Annotated in this window: 14 protein-coding genes and 1 pseudogene; 7 read left to right on the top strand and 8 right to left on the bottom strand. The window is 75.2% G+C overall.

Translation table 11 applies throughout. From position 1 onward, the window contains the following. Positions 1–18: 18 nt before the first annotated feature. The 4 genes from VT52_RS08065 to VT52_RS08050 all read right to left on the bottom strand — a co-directional run bounded on the left by VT52_RS08065 (position 19) and on the right by VT52_RS08050 (position 4,291). Positions 19–696, bottom strand: a complete 678-nt coding sequence (locus VT52_RS08065) for an SDR family NAD(P)-dependent oxidoreductase (RefSeq protein WP_046417720.1) — start codon at positions 694–696, stop codon at positions 19–21. A gap of 49 nt (positions 697–745) precedes the next feature. Then, the gene (locus VT52_RS08060; protein WP_046417722.1) at positions 746–1,447 is read right to left on the bottom strand and encodes a DUF6445 family protein; all 702 of its coding nucleotides are present in this window, start codon (positions 1,445–1,447) and stop codon (positions 746–748) included. A 134-nt stretch (positions 1,448–1,581) separates the two neighbouring features. After that, positions 1,582–3,228 carry a glycoside hydrolase family 13 protein gene (locus VT52_RS08055; protein WP_046417724.1) on the bottom strand — a complete coding sequence of 549 codons (1,647 nt, stop codon included), beginning with the start codon at positions 3,226–3,228 and terminating at the stop codon, positions 1,582–1,584. 94 nt (positions 3,229–3,322) lie between these two features. Continuing rightward, positions 3,323–4,291 (bottom strand): nucleoside hydrolase, encoded by a 969-nt coding sequence (locus tag VT52_RS08050; RefSeq protein ID WP_046417726.1) that lies wholly within the window; start codon positions 4,289–4,291, stop codon positions 3,323–3,325. A gap of 254 nt (positions 4,292–4,545) precedes the next feature. Here VT52_RS08050 and VT52_RS08045 point away from each other — a divergent pair, with 254 nt between their 5' ends. Beyond that, the gene (locus tag VT52_RS08045; RefSeq protein ID WP_046417729.1) at positions 4,546–5,331 is read left to right on the top strand and encodes a hypothetical protein; all 786 of its coding nucleotides are present in this window, start codon (positions 4,546–4,548) and stop codon (positions 5,329–5,331) included. Positions 5,332–5,396: 65 nt separating this feature from the next. On the opposite strand, the gene VT52_RS08040 is transcribed toward VT52_RS08045, so the two are convergent. Then, positions 5,397–6,740 (bottom strand): tetratricopeptide repeat protein, encoded by a 1,344-nt coding sequence (locus tag VT52_RS08040; protein ID WP_046417731.1) that lies wholly within the window; start codon positions 6,738–6,740, stop codon positions 5,397–5,399. Between the two features lie 112 nt (positions 6,741–6,852). Here VT52_RS08040 and VT52_RS36790 point away from each other — a divergent pair, with 112 nt between their 5' ends. Together VT52_RS36790 and VT52_RS08035 are read left to right on the top strand one after the other, a co-directional pair. Beyond that, a complete protein-coding gene (locus VT52_RS36790) occupies positions 6,853–7,032 on the top strand; it encodes a hypothetical protein (protein ID WP_107481265.1) in 180 nt (59 codons plus the stop codon). A 94-nt stretch (positions 7,033–7,126) separates the two neighbouring features. Continuing rightward, complete coding sequence (locus VT52_RS08035) at positions 7,127–8,371, top strand: amidohydrolase (RefSeq protein WP_046417733.1); 1,245 nt, start codon at positions 7,127–7,129, stop codon at positions 8,369–8,371. A gap of 52 nt (positions 8,372–8,423) precedes the next feature. Here the strand turns inward: VT52_RS08035 and VT52_RS08030 are convergent, their stop codons facing one another. Both VT52_RS08030 and VT52_RS08025 read right to left on the bottom strand, forming a co-directional pair. Beyond that, a complete protein-coding gene (locus tag VT52_RS08030; protein WP_046417734.1) occupies positions 8,424–9,665 on the bottom strand; it encodes a hypothetical protein in 1,242 nt (413 codons plus the stop codon). An 86-nt stretch (positions 9,666–9,751) separates the two neighbouring features. Further along, positions 9,752–10,987: a PP2C family protein-serine/threonine phosphatase gene (locus tag VT52_RS08025; RefSeq protein WP_046417737.1), complete on the bottom strand. Its 1,236-nt coding sequence runs from the start codon at positions 10,985–10,987 to the stop codon at positions 9,752–9,754. Positions 10,988–11,182: 195 nt separating this feature from the next. On the opposite strand from VT52_RS08025, the gene VT52_RS08020 reads away from it, so the two are divergent. Beyond that, positions 11,183–11,665: a hypothetical protein gene (locus tag VT52_RS08020; RefSeq protein ID WP_046417739.1), complete on the top strand. Its 483-nt coding sequence runs from the start codon at positions 11,183–11,185 to the stop codon at positions 11,663–11,665. Positions 11,666–11,744: 79 nt separating this feature from the next. Beyond that, a complete protein-coding gene (locus tag VT52_RS08015) occupies positions 11,745–12,680 on the top strand; it encodes a hypothetical protein (protein ID WP_046417740.1) in 936 nt (311 codons plus the stop codon). Here VT52_RS08015 and VT52_RS08010 read toward each other — a convergent pair. Next, positions 12,568–13,935 carry an aminotransferase-like domain-containing protein gene (locus VT52_RS08010; RefSeq protein WP_046417742.1) on the bottom strand — a complete coding sequence of 456 codons (1,368 nt, stop codon included), beginning with the start codon at positions 13,933–13,935 and terminating at the stop codon, positions 12,568–12,570. The genes VT52_RS08015 and VT52_RS08010 overlap by 113 nt on opposite strands. Before the next feature lie 99 nt (positions 13,936–14,034). Here VT52_RS08010 and VT52_RS08005 point away from each other — a divergent pair, with 99 nt between their 5' ends. Both VT52_RS08005 and VT52_RS37860 read left to right on the top strand, forming a co-directional pair. Beyond that, positions 14,035–14,823, top strand: a complete 789-nt coding sequence (locus VT52_RS08005) for an alpha/beta fold hydrolase (RefSeq protein ID WP_046417744.1) — start codon at positions 14,035–14,037, stop codon at positions 14,821–14,823. A gap of 98 nt (positions 14,824–14,921) precedes the next feature. Then, a pseudogene (locus VT52_RS37860) lies at positions 14,922–16,231 on the top strand (hypothetical protein); the annotation flags it as partial.

Raw genomic sequence — 16,231 nt, 5'->3', positions numbered from 1 at the left:
ACCCCTTCGCGCGATCCGTCATCGGCCGTCGAGGTCGTCCGCGAAGTGCCGGAACCCGTGCCGCTCCCGGTGCATGCCCCACAGCATCTCGGCGAGCACGGCTGGGTCCTTGCGGGCGTGGCCCGGGACGATGGCGCCGGGGACGACGAGTTGCGCGACGTGGATGCCCTCGGCGGCGAGGCGTTCGTGCAGCAGGTGCCCGTACGCGCTCTGCGCGGCGAACGCGACCGACGTACCGGCCCGCTCGACATGGGGCACGGCGGCGGTGCCCCCGTTCACGAACAGTATGGTTCCGCGGCCCAGGGCCCGCATCCCGGGCAGTACCTGCTGTACGGCGGCGACGGGACCGTACACCGAGAACTCGATGGGCCCGGTCAACTGCCGGTGGCCGGTCTCCAGGACGGGCCGCATGAAGTCCCGCTGCGGCACCGGGCTGTACTGGAGCACCTCGACGGTGCCCAGCTCCCGCGCGGCGTCGGCGAGGGCGCGGGCCAGCCGGTCCGGCTCGCGGACGTCGGCGGGGTAGGCGCGCGCGGTGACGCCCTCCTCGGCCAGCTCCCGGACCAGCGCGTCCAGCCGGTCGTGGTCGCGGGCGACGAGGGCGACGGCGTACCCCTCGTGCCCGAACCTCCGGGCGACCGCGGCGCCGAGTCCGGGACCTGCGCCCACTACGGCGACAACGCTCACGCCCACCATCCGTACCGCACGCCGGGCCGCCCCGCACCGCGGACCGGCGACCCGCCCGTCAGGCCATCCAGAAGAAGACGGCCGTCATGCGCTTCTCCTCCAGCGTGCCGCCGGTGTAACCGGTGGCGCTGTGCACGAGGTTGGCGTTGTAGAGCAGCAGGCGGTTGTACCTGTGGGGGACGCGGACGTCCTCCTCGAAGGCGTCCGGGGCGACGAAGCGGGTGCCGAGGGCCTCGACCAGGTTGTTGTGCGGGGCCTGGACGACATTGCCGCCGAGCCGGCCGCCGGGCAGGTGCTGGCGGTAGAAGCTGGTGCCGCAGTCCTTGGGGACGCCCGGGTTGAGGTAGAGCACGGCCGCGTACCGGCACAGCGCGCGCGAGTCGGTGTGCGGCCGCGGCTCGCTCTCGCCCGCGCCGACGACCTGGACGCAGTTGTGGTTGAGCGTGCCGCCGCCGGGCGCCTTCTGCACCCACAGCTCCCCGGCGCCGGTCGCCTTGCGCACCTGCCGCTCGATGACCGCGAGTTCGGCGGGTTCGAGGCCCGGCATGGCACGCAGGCCCGGCCAGGTCTCGGAGGTGTACGGGTAGCCCTCGACCCAGTCGTCCTTGGCCAGGCACCGCGCGCGTACGGCGTCCACGTCCGGCAGGACGTCGTCCAGGACCCAGTAGTCGCGGCCCTTGGTGGGCTTGCGGTACGGCAGCACGGGCAGCGCGCCCGGGGCGCGGGCCGCGGGCATCCTGGGAGGTGGCTGTGGGGGCATGCGGCGAATCTAGGCCCGCGTTCTCCCCGCCTTCTCCCGAGGACCGGTCAACGTTTCCCCAACCATGTGTCATGTACACCAACAGGCGGCAATGAGGCCGGTCCCGCCGCCCACCGGCCCCTTCGGCCCGCAGATCAGCCGAGCCAGACCGTCGTGTCCGGCGGCAGCTCCCCGCCTCCGGGCAGGGGCCCGCTGCTCAGGAGCACCTCCCCGGCCGGCACCGCCACCGCCTCCGCTCCCAGGTTGGCGACACACCGCCACCCCTCGCGGCGGCTGAAGTCCAGTACTCCTTCAGGGGAATCGGTCGACCACCTGAGCGACTCCCCGTCGATCAGCTTGCGGCGCAGGCGCAGCGCGGTGCGGTACAGCTCCAGCGTCGAGCCCTCGACCCCGCGCTGTGCCTCGACGGCGTACGCCGCGAACCCGGCCGGCTGCGGCAGCCAGGAACCGCCGGGCCCGAAGCCGTACGACGCCCCGTCCGCCGTCCACGGCAGCGGCACCCGGCATCCGTCGCGGCCCTTGCGGACATGCCCGGTCTGCTCCCAGACCGGGTCCTGGAGCACCTCGGTGGGCAGGTCGGCGACCTCGGGCAGGCCCAGCTCCTCCCCCTGGTAGAGGTACGACGCCCCGGGCAGCGCCAGCATCAGCAGGGTCGCGGCACGGCCCCGGCGCAGGCCCGCCTCCCGGTCGACCGCGGGCGCGTGACCGCCGGACAGCAGCCAGGCACCGGGGTCGGTGCCGGGCGGGAGCATCAGCCGGGAGTGGTGCCGTACGACGTCGTGGTTGGAGAGCACCCAGGTCGCGGCGGCGCCCGCGGCCCGCGCGGTGGTCAGTTCCTCACTGATGACCCGGCGCAGTTCCTCCGCGCTCCAGCCGGCCTCCAGGTACTCGAAGTTGAACGCCTGGCCGAGTTCGTCGGGGCGGGCGTACAGGGCGCGGCGGGGGCCGGGGACCCAGGCCTCGGCGACGGCGCTGCGCGGTGGCCGGTAGGCGTCGAGGACCTTGCGCCAGTCGCGGTAGATCTCGTGCACCTCGTCGCGGTCCCAGTAGGGGTGGTCGCCGGGCGGGACGCGGAGCAGGGCGCTCTCCCCGGTGGCGCCGATGCCGCCGATGTCGCGCAGCGGCTCGGTCAGCTCCTTGGCCAGGCCGTGCGCCACGTCCACGCGGAAGCCGTCCACGCCCCGGTCGGACCAGAACCGCAGGGTGGTGCGGAAGTCGGCGCGCACCTCCCCGTTGTCCCAGTTGAGGTCGGGCTGTTCGGCGGCGAACAGATGCAGATACCACTCGCCGTCGGACACCCGCCGCCAGGCGCTGCCCCCGAAGACGGACTGCCAGTCGGAGGGCGGGAGTTCACCCCGGGCACCCCGGCCGGGCCTGAAGACGTACCGCTCGCGGGCGGCCGACCCGGGCCCGGCCCGCAGCGCCTCCTGGAACCACGGGTGCTGGTGGGAGGTGTGGTTGGGCACGAGGTCCACCACGACCTTCAGGCCCAGCCGGTGCGCCTCGGCGACCAGGGTGTCGAAGTCGTCCAGGCTGCCCAGGCGCGGGTCCACGTCCCGGTGGTCGGCGACGTCGTACCCCCCGTCGGCGAGTTCGGACGGATAGAACGGGCTCAGCCACAGGGCGTCCACGCCGAGCGCACCGAGATGGTGCAGGCGCTGGGTGACGCCCCTGAGGTCCCCGAGCCCGTCCCCGTCGGCGTCCGCGAAGCTGCGCGGGTACACCTGGTAGACGACGGCCTGCCGCCACCAGTCGGGGTTCCTGGAGGAGAGGTCTGCCATACGGGTTCCCTTCGGTACGACGGACGAAGCGGACACGACATGGAGAATCTGTCCACATTGCCCGGAAAGGGAACCCCGGAAACCGGACCCGGCCTCAGGGCCGCCCGACCGTCTCCAGGTACAGCCGCGCGTACCGGTCCGCGTCGACCGCCAACCCGACGTCGACCAGGGCCCGTTCGCGCTCCCCGTGGTGGATCTCGGCCTCGCCCGGCCGGGACCGCCGGTCGACGATCGTCTGCCCGCGTCCCGGCCCCGGCGCGAGGCTGACCTCGACCGGCAGCAGCCGGGTGGTCAGTCCGCCCGGATCGGCGACCGCGCACACCGCGCCCGCGTCGCCGAGTCCGCCCGCCTCCTGCGCCTCGGGCGGTTCGCCCTGGGCCGCCGGACGGTGCGCGAGCAACTCCCCGGCCAACCGCGCCCCGCGGTCCCCGCTCGCCCGCAGCCGGCGCACCTCCGCGGCCCCCACGACCACCTGCCGGAACACGTCCAGGCCGTACATCGTGATCGGCACACCGGCGGTGAGCAGCACGGCGGCCGCCTCCGGGTCGTGCCAGACGTTGAACTCGGCGACGGGCGTGGCGTTCCCGACCTCGACCGCGCCGCCCATGAAGACGATCCGCTCGATGTTGCGGGTCACCTCGGGGTGGGTGCGCAGCAGCAGCGCGATGTTGGTCAGCGGCGCCGTGGGGACCAGGGTGACCGGGCGGGGCGAGGCGAGGATCTCGCGGCGCAGCAGGGTGACCGCGTCCACGTCGGCGGCCCGCCGGGCCGGGGCGGGCAGCCCCAGGTCCCCCATGCCGTCCGTCCCGTGCACATGCGTGGCCGGTCGCGCCGGCTCCACCAGCGGCCGCTCGGCCCCCCGCCCCACCGGTATCTCCGGCGCCCCGGCCTGCTCCAGCACGGTCAGCGTGTTCCGCACCACCCCGTCGACATCGGTGTTCCCGGCCACGCAGCTCACCGCCCGCAACTCGATGCCGGGATGCCGCACGGCGAACAGCAGCGCGAGGGCGTCGTCGACCCCGGTGTCACAGTCCATGATCACGGGCACGGGACGGCCGGGCATGGAGGCTCCTTCGTCACGGACGATCGCGGCTCGGCCCGCCGGGGCACGAGGGGGCTCACACACTAGTTCAGGCCGGCGGGACCGGCTCCGGTCCGGTACACCCTCCGGGCGGCCCGGCCCGGTGGACGCCGCCGGACTCGGCGAGGAGCCCCTCACCCGGGGGTCCGCCGCTCACCCGTCCGGCCTTCCGCGCTGGTGGGGCGCCCGGGGTGGTGGTGCCGTGGGAGCAGGCACCAGGACCGGGAGGCACCGTGATGTACGAGGGGATACGCCCGCGCGGACGCCTGCCGAGGTTCCTGACCGGGCTCGGGCTGCTCGGGATCGGGGGGTGCGCCGCGCTGACGTTCAAGCAGCCGGAGACGGCGCCGCAGCCGTTGCCGACGATCGACAGGCCGGCCCAGAGTTCCAGGGCTCCCGCCCGGCCCGACGGCTCCTCGCTCACCGACGCGCAGGCGCGGGCCGCGCTCATCGGCCAGAGCGATCTCGGCGCCCCGTGGACCGCGACACGCGGCGCGGCGACCTGGCGGGACGGGATGCTGAAGGCGAGCACCTCGGCCGGCGGGTGCCAGAAACTCCTCGACGTCCTCTACAGCGACCAGCTCCTCGGCGGCCCGGCCCGCGTCGCCGTGGGCCTGGACGACGCCGACACCGACGCGCAGCTCCGCTACCAGATCGGCGCCCGCCGCCCGTCCGACGTGGACGCCGCGCTGAAGTGGCTGCGCACCATGCCGGTGGACTGCGCCCGCTTCACCGCCACCACCGGGCAGAACCTCCAGGAGGACGTCCGGGTCTCGGAACTCGCCCTCCCCGAGGTCGGCGACGCCCGCCAGGGCCTGCACATCACCGTCTCCGCCACCACCGAGGACGAGCAGGACGTCCGCCTCACCCTCGACGTCGCCACGGTCCGCGTCGGTGACGACGCCTTCGCCTTCACCAACGGCGGCCTGGGCGACGTCCCCAACGACGCCACCCAGGCGGCCGTGCAGGTGGGCGCGCTGCGGCTGGCGGACGTGCGCAGGCAGGGGCGGGTGAACGTCTAGGGATCGGCGGGTCAGGGCTCAGTTGGTCAGGGATCAACTGGTCGGCGGGTCAGAGGGGTGGCGGGTCAGAGGGGTGGCTGGGCGGGGGCCGGGCCCAGCGTGGTGGTGCCCGGGGCGGTCCGGTGGCCCAGGCCCGTGCGATAGGCGTCCAGGGCGGCCTCCGTACGGCCGGTGCGGCGCAGCAGGTCGCCCAGGAGACGGCAGAGGTCGGCCAGATCGCCCGCGGCGCCCGCGCGCTCCAGGAGGCTGAGGGCACGGACGTAGTGCTCCTCGGCGGACTCGGTGTCGCGGGTGTCCTCGGCGATGATGCCGAGGAGGCGGTGCGCGGCGGCGGCGTGCACCGCGCCCCGTTCGGAGGAGAAGTCGCCCAGCACTCCCTCCAGGAGGTCGGCGGCCTCCGCCGGGCGGCCCAGGCGGTGCAGCACATCGGCCAGTTCCACCGCGGCCTGGCTGCGGTAGAGGGCGGCGCTGGTCTCCGAGAGCATGTCGAGCGCCTGCCGCAACTCAGCTTCCGCCGCCTCCAGTTGCCCGTTCTGCGCGTGCACGTACCCGCGCATCCAGTGGCAGTTGGCCAGCTCGGTGCGCAGCTGGAGCTGGCGGTACAGCTCGGCGGCCTTGGCGAGGGAGGCGTCGGCCTCGGCGGGGCGGCCCTCGGCGAGCAGGGTGCGGGCCACCGAGCGGTGCATCCGGGCGATCAGCGCCGGGTCACCGGCCCGCGGGGCGAGCGCGAGCGCGAACTCGGCGGCCTGGGCGGCGCGCGCGTGGGCACCCATGTCCATGTAGGGGCCGATGACGCTGGCGTACAGGAGCAGCAACGCGTCCGGGTCGTGCAGGCCGCCCCGGTTGAGCTCGTCGAGGGTGGACTCCAGCAGGTAGACGGCGTAACGGAGTTCGCCCGCCAGGTAGTGGGCGACCGCCCGGCCGCGCACGGCGGGGGCGCGGGCCGCGGGGGAGGCGTCCGCGAGGTGTTCCTCGGCGCACTCGAAGTGGGCGTGGGCACTCGCCAGCTCCCCGGTCTCCAGGGCGCATTCGCCCAGCCCCAGCAGCGCGGTCGCCTGCTCGCCCGGCAGGCCGTGCGACCGCGCCTCGGCCAGCAGTTCGGTGTACCGTCCCGCCGCCGCCTCGGCCCGCCCGTCCGCGAGCATCCGCCGGGCCTCGGTCAGCCGCAGCCGCAGCTCCGTGGCGAGATGGGCGGGCCGGCCCAGGGCCAGTTCCTCGAAGCTCACGCCGAGCCGCCGCGCGATGTGCCGCAGCGCCTCGTCCGAGGCGCGCACCCGGCCCGCCTCCAGGGTGGAGATGTACGCCGGTGTGTAGGCCGGCTCGGCCAGCTGCCGCTGGGTCAGCCCGCGCTCGCCGCGCAACCGCTGCACCCGCCGCCCCACCGTCTCCGGATCGTCCCGCTCAGGCACCGCAGCAACCCCCAACTGGCCCGCCGGACCTTGCCGTTCGGCTTGGAATGCCTCTAGGTTAAACGGCGGATCAAGCCTGCTTGATACGCCGCTGTCGTGTTGCGAGGTAGCCGTGTACGGACGTCCATCCGCTCCCTACGGATACTCCACCGCGCGCAGGGCCCTCGCCGCCGCCGTGACAGCCGCGGCGTCCCTGATACTCGCGGCCAACGCGGGCCCCGCCCGCGCCACGGCACCGGCGGCCCCCGACATCCGGGTCACCGCCTCGGCTCCGGCGGCGGCCGCCCGCTGACCGTCCGGTCGCACCGGCCGGCCGGGCGACCGGAACTCAGGAACCTCAGGAACCGACGGTGCCGGAATCCCCGCCACCCGCCTAACCTGCCCGCATGACCTCTGCCGCCGCCCGCACCGCGCGGGACCTCACCGCCGACCTCCCGCTCCCCGGCCTGGAGGACCTCTACCGGGACCTGCACCGGCACCCGGAGCTGTCCCTGCGCGAGCACCGCACCGCCGGGAAGCTGGCCGGGCGGCTGACGGACGCCGGGTTCGAGACGGCGGAGGGCGTCGGCGGCACCGGCGTCGTCGGGCGGCTGGCCAACGGCGACGGCCCCACCGTGCTGGTGCGCGCCGACATGGACGCGCTGCCCGTCGCCGAGGCCACCGGGCTGCCGTACGCCTCCGCCACCGACGGCGTGATGCACGCCTGCGGGCACGACCTCCACGTCACCTGGCTGGCCGGGGCCGCCGCCGCGCTCGCCGCGGGCCGGGACACCTGGCGCGGCACCCTGCTGGTGGTGGGGCAGCCCGCCGAGGAGAGCGGCCAGGGCGCCCGGCGGATGCTCGCCGACGGCCTGTACGAGCGCTTCGGGCGGCCCGACGTCCTGCTCGGCCAGCATGCCGCGCCCGGCCCCGCGGGCCTGTACCCGCACGCGCCGGGGCTGATCATGTCCGCCGCGACGGACGTGGACATCGTGGTGCACGGCCTGGGCGGCCACGGCTCGCGCCCCGAGGCCACCGTGGACCCGGTGGTCACCGCCGCCTACCTCGTCACCCGGCTGCAGACCGTGGTCTCGCGCGAGGTCGCCGCGGGCGAGTCCGCCGTCCTCACGGTGGGCCGCATCGAGGCGGGCACCCGGCACAACATCATCCCCGGCGAGGCGCGCATCGCCCTGAACCTGCGCACCCAGTCCGAGGCGGTACTACAGCGGATGCTGGCCGCCGTCCGCCGCATCGCCCGGGGCGAGTGCCTGGCCGCCGGCTGCCCCCGCGAGCCGGAGGTGACCGTCGGCGCCACCTTCCCGGTGACCGTGAACGACGCGGCCACCGACACCGCCGTGGCCGCCGTGCACGGTGAACTCTTCGGCGCCGCGACGGTGTTCGACCCCGGCCCGGCGATGGGCAGCGAGGACTTCCCCGAACTCGCCCTGGACGGCGCCATCCCCTACTCGTACTGGTTCGTCACCACCACGCCCCACGACACCTGGGACGAGGCCCCCGGCGACACCCTCCCGGAGAAGCTCGCCGCCGTCCCCAGCAACCACAGCCCGCACTTCGCCCCCGACACGGCCACCGTCGCCCCGGGCGTGCGCACCCTGGTGTCGGGGGCGCTGGCCCTGTTGTCGGAGGCGTGACCCGCTCTTCGGACACTCGCCACGCGGGGCACACGGGCCCACCGGCGGCGGTTCAGATCTGCTGAAGCTCCCTGAGCTGCCGCCGTACGTCCTCCAGCGCGCCGCGCCGCCGTCCCGGCACCCGGGCGCGCAACTCGGCGAGCGCGGAACCGAGTTCACGGGCCCGCGTCGCTGCGTCGATCCGGCCCCACTGGTGGTGCGCCCGGTCCACCGCGGCCTCCACCGCCGGCGCGTCCGCCTCCTGCCCGGCCGCGAGCCGGCTCTCGGCGACCCGCATCCACCCCTCGCAGCTGCGCGCCGCGTCCCCGGCGAACATCGCGAGATCGGCGCGCACCTCGGCCCAGTGCAGGGCGTCCTCGGAGGCCGGCCCGTGCTCGTCCGCGGCGGCCTCCTGGTGCCGGGCCGCGATCTCGTCCGCTTCCTCGTGCCGCCCGGCCTGTACGGCGGTGCTGATGGCGGCATGGGGGTCGGGGGCCGAGGTGCCGGGGGCGGGGTCGTCCTCGGGCCGCGGGGGGACATCGAGGGGGGCGCCCGGTTCCGGGGCCGCGCCCGCGCCCGCGCCGACGGGAGCGCCGTACGTCCGCTGCGCGCCCACGACCGGCCCGAGCCCGGGGGGCCCGCCGGGTGCCGGGTACGGGATCGGCGGGTACGGCTGCGGGACCGGAACCTGGGCCGGGGCCAGCAGGATGTTGGTCGGGATCTCCTCCGGGATGCGGGCGAGGGCCTGCTGGTGCAGGTCGTCCAGCGGAGGGCGGTGGCCGCTGCGCAGCAGGGTGGCCACCGTCTTCATGTACGACGGCTCGGCCAGGCCGCGGCGGCCGTGCGGCGGGGCGATCCGGCCGTAGACCGCGGTGGCGCGGCCGCAGTCCAGCGGGTGTTCGTGCAGGTGCCGCCAGACCTCCGGGTCCGCGTGCAGGTCGACCACCAGGGCCGTCTGCCCGGGGGCGCGCAGCCGCAGTTCCTCGCGGATCCAGTGCCAGGGCACCGCGGTGTAGCGGACCGTGGCGGGGGTGGTGCGGGCCAGCGCCAGATGCGGCAGCCGCTGCCGGCGGTCCAGGTGCAGCTGGCCGGTGAGATACACGGTGAGCGGTCCCGGCGCGGCCGCGGCGCCACGCAGCCGGGTGAGGACGCCCTGGGGCTCCACCGGGTCCGCGAGCTCCACGACGTTGGCGGTGTCGGTGCCGGACAGCACGGCGGGGGCGACGGCGGCCAGCACCGGCAGCACGGCGGCCGCGTCCACCAGGCGTCCCCGGCCCAGCGGCGAGGCCGCGAGCAGCAGCACGGTTCCGGGCATGGTCCCTCCCCCTGTAGGCCCAGCGGTCCCTGTGGATCCGCTCTCTCCCGTCAGCACCGTAACCGCTGTGACCCCCGCCCCGCGCCTCAGCCCGGGGAACCTCCCCCTTCGGGCGCTTCCGGCTGCCCCCCGGTCCCCTCGGGGCCGCCCTCACGGGGAATCCCGGCCGCCGGCAGCGGCCGCGTTCCCGGGCATTCACTTGTCGCCGGGAGGCGGCGGACCGCGAAGGCCGTGGTGTCGTCGGCCAGCCGGCCCCCGCTGTGCCGGAGCACCCCGTCGCGGACGTGCCGGACCAGCCGGCCGGGGTCGGCGCAGCGGGGATCGGCGGCGACCGCGCGGGTGACGTCGCCGATCAGGTCGTAGAACTCACCCTCGCCGTCGCGGGCCTCGGTCACCCCGTCGGTGACCACCAGCAGCGTCTCCTCCGCGGCGAGCGGCACCCGGCGCACCGGCGGCAGCCCGCCGACCAGGTCGCACAGGCCGAGCGGCAGGCCGTCCCCGCAGGGCAGCTCGCGCACCCCGTGCGGTCCGACCGCGAGCGGCGCCCCGTGCCCGAAGTTGATGACGTCGATCGTTCCGGGCCCGTCCCGGGAGAACGCGGCCAGCACGGCCGTGGCGAACCGGTCCCCGTCCCGGCGGCCGATCGCGCTGGTGTGCAGCCGGTGCCGCAGTATCCGGATCTCCAGGCGCTCGCCGACGGTCCCGAGGTCCTCCTCGTGGTACCCGGCCTCCCGGAAGGTGCCGAGCAGCGCGGCCGCCGCGTCCACCGCGCCCAGCCCCTTGCCCTGCACGTCGCCGAGGAGCAGGCGGGTGCCGTGCGGGCCGGGCTGGATGTCGTAGAAGTCGCCCCCGACCTGCGCCTCCACGTCCGCGGCGAGGTACACGCCTGCCTGCTCCAGACCGGCCCAGTACTTGGGCAGGGGCCGCAGTACGGCCCGTACCGTGGTCTCGGCGACGTCCTGCATGCGCAGCATGTGCCGCTCCTGCCGCATCCGCAGCGCCGCCGTCAGCGTGGCCAGCACGCCACCGAGGGCGACGAGGACGAAGTCGGGCAGGCCCGCCTGGTACTGGTCGGGCCAGGCGTTGTCCACGAGGACGTACGTCACCAGGGACGTCACGGCGAAGCAGGCCGTCGTGCGCACCCCGCAGACCGCGGCGGCGAGCCCCGGCACCAGGACGATCCAGGAGACGATCCGGAACTCCGCGGCGGTGTTGAGGTCCAGCAGCGCGATGCCGATGAGCAGCAGCGACGGCAGCAGCCAGCCGTAGCCGCGCCCGCAGGGTCGCGGCGGGCGCCACCTCTGGTACCTCGTCCCGGTCACGGCGTCCGAGTCTCCACGTTCCTCCGGGAAACACGGGGAACCACGCCGCGGCGTGCGCCCGCGCCCGGCAGGAGCGGGCGTCCGGCGCCCCCTGGTCCCCGTGGTCGCGGGCCCGGGGTCCTGCCGACTTGCCGGAGCCCGCACCCAGGTGTGCATTGGATAGCGGAACGGGGGCGAGGAGAGAGGAGTGCTCTCATGGCTCATGCGGCACCCGCACCCGGCGGAATCCCCCGGCGCGCACCGGCGCCAGAGGTGCAGGCCGGCACCTCCCCCGAGCAGCACCCGACACCCGACGTGCTCGACGCCCGCACCCATCGCATCGCCCGGATCGCGGTCCCCGTCGCCCTGGCCCTGGTCTACGGCTACTGGGTCGCGGCCGACAACCGCGCCGGAGGCCCCATCACCGGCTGGAACCTGCTGCTCGGCTTCGCCAGCGCCCTCGTCTTCGCCGTGGTCTGCATCGCGCTGCTGGCGCTGGCCCCCCGGATGATCCGGGAGGTGCACGCGCTGCTGTGGACGGCGTTCGTCGGCATCGCCTTCGGCTTCCTCTACAGCCAGAGCGACCACTCGATCGTGCGGTCCCTCCTGATCTCCCTGCTCGTCGCCGGGGCCACCTTCCTCGCCTTCTTCTACCGGTACTACACACGCGAGGACGCCTTCGGACGGCGGATCCGCTGAGGCGGACGCGATCCACCGGGATCCCCCGAGCGGACGCACTCCGGTCGCGTGCCGGGCCCGCGGGCCGTTGCCTGAAAGGGTGCCGCCACGTCTGAGGAGCTCCCTGTCGGCCGTACTGATCACCCTGTCCTGCCTGCTCGTGCCGTTCGGCACGCTGGCACTCTGGGCGGCGTACGGGCTCACCGACACGGGCCGGTACGTCACCACGATGGCCCCGCTCGCCGCCGACCCCGACGTGCGGGAGGCCGTCGCGGACGCCGTCGGGGACAGCCTGCTCCGCGAGGCCGGCCGACGGCTGGACACCGGTCCGCTGCGGGGCTCCGTACGCCCCTTCCTGCACGACGCCGTGCGCTCCTTCACCCACACCGAGGCCTTCCGGCTCGCCTGGGACGCCGGTAACCGGGTCACCCACGACGCGGTGCTGCGGGCCCTGCGCGACGACCGCGACGAAGCGGCCGCCGAGCCGGTCACCGTGGACTTCGCCCCCGTCACCGCCCAGGTGAAACAGCAGCTCCGCGACGAGCACATACCGCTCGCCGCCCGCATCCCGGTGCAGCACACCGCGGTCGCCGTGCTCCCGGCCGACGAACTGACCTCGCTACGAAAGGGGTTCCACGTGCTCGAAGTCGCCGGATTCTGGCTTCCGCTCGCGGCCGTGGCTTTCGCCGCCGCGGGGATCGCCCTGGCCGTGCGCCGCCGCCGGGCCATCGCCGCGACCGCCCTCGGCACCGCCCTCGGGGGCGCGCTGCTCGCTCTCGCGATCGCCGTCGGCCGCTCCATGACCCTCGCCGGCCTGCCCTCCGACGTGCCCCGTCCGGCCGCCGGCGCCGTCTACGACGCCCTGACCGGGACCCTGCGCACCGTCTCCTGGCTGCTGCTCGGCCTCGGCCTCACGGTGGCCCTCACCACCTGGCTGACCCGGAACCTGCGGCCCGCCCGTCTCGTGCGACGGCTGCGAGGACCGAAAGAGCCCGCGCCAGCTCCGGCTCAGGAGCCGACCCGAGTCCAAGCCTGACCGCGTCCGGCGCCCCGCCGGGCCCCACCGAGAACGCCGTTCCCGGCGTGACGGCGATCCCGCGCTCCCGCGCCGCCGCCGCGAAGGTGTCGGCCCGCCACGGCGCCGGCAGCTCCCACCAGGCGAAATAGGCGGACGGGTCCGACCGCACGGCGAACCCGTCCAGTTCCTCGGCCACCAGCCGCCGGCGCCGGGCGGCATCCCGCCGCTTGGCCGCCACCAGCCGTTCCACGGTCCCGTCGCCGATCCACCGCACCGCCGCCTCCAGCGCGAAGGCGCCCGCGCTCCACCCCCCGGACCGGATCGCCCGCGCCACGGCCTCGGTCCGGTCCCCCGGTACCACCACGAAGCCCACTGTGAGTCCGGGAGCGACACGTTTGGAGAGGCCGTCGACGAGGTGGACGAGATCGGGGGCGAGGGCCGCGAGCGGAGGCGCGCCGCCCTCGGCCGACGGGCGCAGGAAGGACCAGATCCGGTCCTCGACCACCGGTATCCCCAGCCTGTGGACGACGTCCGCCAGCTCGGCCCGGCGGCTCGCGCTCATGGTCAGCGTGGTCGGGTTGTGCAGGGTCGGCTGGAGGTAGAGGGCGGACAGGGGCGCGGCGCGGTGCGCGGCGGCGAGCGCCTCCGGCCGGGGGCCCTGCTCGTCCATGGCGAGCGGCACCAGGGTCCGGCCGAGCCGGGCACCGATCTCCTTGACGAGGGGATACGTCAGCTGTTCGACGCCCACGCGGCCACCGGGCCGGACGAGGGAGACGAGCGTGGCGGCGATGGCCTGCCGGGCGTTGCCGGTGAAGAGGATGCGCTCCGGATCGACGCGCGCACCCCCCTGCGCCAGCATCCCGGCGACCGCCTCCCGCGCGGCCGGCGTCCCCGAGACCGAGGCCGGCCGCAGCGCGCCCCCGAGCGCGTCCGACCGCGCCAGCGACGCGAGGGCCGGACTCAGCAGCTCCGACTGCCCCGGCAGGTAGGGGTAGTTCAGCTCCAGGTTCACGGGTTCGTCGCCCACCGCCTCGGTCAGGGCGCGCCCCGGCTGCCCGTCCGGTGCCCCGGCCCGTACGAACGTCCCGCGCCCGACCTCCCCCACCACCAGCCCCCGGCGCACGAGTTCCGCGTACACACGGCCCGCGGTGGAGGGCGCCAGTCCGTGCCGTCGCGCGAACGCCCGCTGCGGCGGCAGCCGCTGCCCGGCCCGCAGCCGGCCGCTCGCGATGTCGGCGGCTATCCGGTCGGCGATACGCCGGTAGTCGTTCACAGATCCCCCTGATGTCTTCCGCTCTCGACGCGGCCACACATTGCACCGAGGGCAAAGATCTTATTGCACCGAGGAGTTGAGCCCCCTAGGGTCACTCACATGCCCCCTTACCTCTCCTACACCGACAAAGGCCCTGAAATATCCCACCGGGTCCCCCTCCTCCTCCTCCACGGCCACCCCTTCGACCGCACGATGTGGGACCCGCAGGTGGCGCGGTTCTCGTCCGAGCGCCGGGTGATCGCCCCGGACCTGCGCGGCTACGGCGCCTCGCCGGTGACCCCGGGTACCGTCCCGTTCGCCCGCCATGCCGACGACCTGGCCGAACTCCTGGACTTCCTGGGGGTGGACACGTTCGTGACGGCGGGACTGTCGATGGGCGGCCAGATCGCGATGGAGTGCCAGGACCGCTTCGGCGACCGGGTCCGGGGCCTGGTCCTCGCGGACACCTTCGCCGCGCCGGAGACACCCGAGGGGAAGCGGGGCCGGCGCGCGATGGCGGACCGGCTGCTCGCGGAGGGCATGCGGGGGTACGCCGACGAGGTGTTGGAGCGGATGGTCGCGCCGTACGCCGACGCCCGGGTGAAGGCCCACGTCCACGGGATGATGACGGCCACACCTCCGGAGGGCGCCGCGGCCTCGCTGCGCGGCCGCGCCGAACGCCCCGACTACCGGCCCGTGTTGTCCCGGGTCACGGTCCCGGCGCTGATCGTGGTCGGCGCCGACGACACCTACACGCCCGTCTCGGACGCCGAGTCCCTGGGCGCCGCGGTGCCGGACTCGGTCGTCGAGGTGGTCGAGGGCGCGGCCCATCTGCCGAATCTGGAACGTCCCGAGGAGTTCAACCACGCGCTGCGGGACTTCCTGCTGCGCGTGGACGGCACCGCGTAGGCACGGACGCGGAGCGGGCACCGGGTCCAGGGCCGCTAACCTTACGTGTCCGTCCTGGCCAGCGATTGACGGTGTCACCTCAGCGAAGGGTTGCACACATGGGCATTCTCACTCTCCTGCGAAACGCATTCGGCCGCTCACGCAAGCCCCGAGCCGCCGAGGCAGAGGGTGCGACGACCCAACCGGAACCGGCCGCCCCCGAGGCGACCCCGCCCCTCCCGGACCCGGCCCCCACCGAGGCGACCCCGACGATCCCGGAACCCCGCGAGTCCCCCTCGCTCGAACAGGAGACAGCGGACGCCGAGGAACACGACCTGGTGACGGCCGCGTTCGACAAGGTGCGGGTCCCACGGCAGGCGGGAGAGGCCGAGGGCGCGGCCGGGGCCGACTCCGAGGGTGAGGCCGGGCTCGTCGCGGCCGAGGAGGAGGCGACCGTCGCGGCCGAGACCGAGACCGAGGCTGACGGGGCGGCGGCGGAAGCCGAGCCCGAGCCGGCGGCCCGGGAGAACCCCGAGCCCGTCGCGGAGGCGAAGGCCGAGACCGAGCCCGAGGCAGCGGCGACGAAAGCCCGGCCCGAGCCTGCCGCAGAAACCCAGACCGACGCCGAACCTGCCACGACGGTCGCAACCGAAGCCGCTCCGGAGACCGAGACCGCGGTAGCGACGGACGCCGAGGCCGAGAAGCAGACCGCGCCCAACCCGACGGCCGAGCCCGAGCCGGCGGCGGAAGCCTCGATCGAAACGCCGGTCGAGGCCGAGGAAGAGTCCAAGACCCCGACCGGACCGCAGGCCGGACCCGAGACGGACGTCGAGCCGCGGGCCGAGGCCGAGGCGGAGCCCGCGACCGAGCCCGGCGCCGGGCACGCGACGGAGGCCGGGGCGGTCCCCCAGCCGGAGGCCGCGGCTCGGCCCGAGACGGCGGTCGAGTCCGGGGCGGCAGCGCGCGAAGAGGCTGAGGCTGAGGCCGAGACCGGGGAGCAGGCGGAACCGGCGCCCGAGCCGGCTTCAGACCCGGAACCGACGGCGGAGACGGCGGAGGCCGAAGCCTCCCCGGAGCCGGCGGCGGAAGAGACGTACGAAGCCGCCGCCACGTCCACGGTGCCCACGGACGAGGAACCCTCGAACCCGTCGGCACCCGTCTCGGACGAGCCGGCGACGGCAGCGGACACGGCCACGGGGACCACTGCCGACGAGGCCCTGCCCGAGGACCCGAGGGCCACCCCCGAATCCGAGCTGATCGAGGCCACGCCGGACGCCGAGCCCGCCGAGGCCGCCGAGCCCGCCGAGGCCGAGCCGCAGGCACCCGTCGCCCCCGCCCCCGCCCGCGTCGCCGAAACCCCCCACGCCCCGCAGCCCGCCGACGCCGAGTCCGCCCCCCAGGCTGCGCCCGCCTCCGAACCCCTCCGGGC

Source organism: Streptomyces malaysiense, assembly GCF_000980885.2.
In the GTDB taxonomy this organism is placed as follows: domain Bacteria; phylum Actinomycetota; class Actinomycetes; order Streptomycetales; family Streptomycetaceae; genus Streptomyces; species Streptomyces malaysiense.
This window is presented reverse-complemented; position numbering and strand designations above follow the sequence as displayed.

Coding starts and splice junctions, on each gene's coding strand:
- VT52_RS08035 (WP_046417733.1), top strand. CDS start 7,127: ATGACCTCTGCCGCCGCCCGCACCGCGCGGGACCTCACCGCCGACCTC.
- VT52_RS08005 (WP_046417744.1), top strand. CDS start 14,035: ATGCCCCCTTACCTCTCCTACACCGACAAAGGCCCTGAAATATCCCAC.
- VT52_RS08060 (WP_046417722.1), bottom strand. CDS start 1,447: ATGCCCCCACAGCCACCTCCCAGGATGCCCGCGGCCCGCGCCCCGGGC.
- VT52_RS08065 (WP_046417720.1), bottom strand. CDS start 696: ATGGTGGGCGTGAGCGTTGTCGCCGTAGTGGGCGCAGGTCCCGGACTC.
- VT52_RS08055 (WP_046417724.1), bottom strand. CDS start 3,228: ATGGCAGACCTCTCCTCCAGGAACCCCGACTGGTGGCGGCAGGCCGTC.
- VT52_RS08020 (WP_046417739.1), top strand. CDS start 11,183: ATGGCTCATGCGGCACCCGCACCCGGCGGAATCCCCCGGCGCGCACCG.
- VT52_RS08050 (WP_046417726.1), bottom strand. CDS start 4,291: ATGCCCGGCCGTCCCGTGCCCGTGATCATGGACTGTGACACCGGGGTC.
- VT52_RS08045 (WP_046417729.1), top strand. CDS start 4,546: ATGTACGAGGGGATACGCCCGCGCGGACGCCTGCCGAGGTTCCTGACC.
- VT52_RS08030 (WP_046417734.1), bottom strand. CDS start 9,665: ATGCCCGGAACCGTGCTGCTGCTCGCGGCCTCGCCGCTGGGCCGGGGA.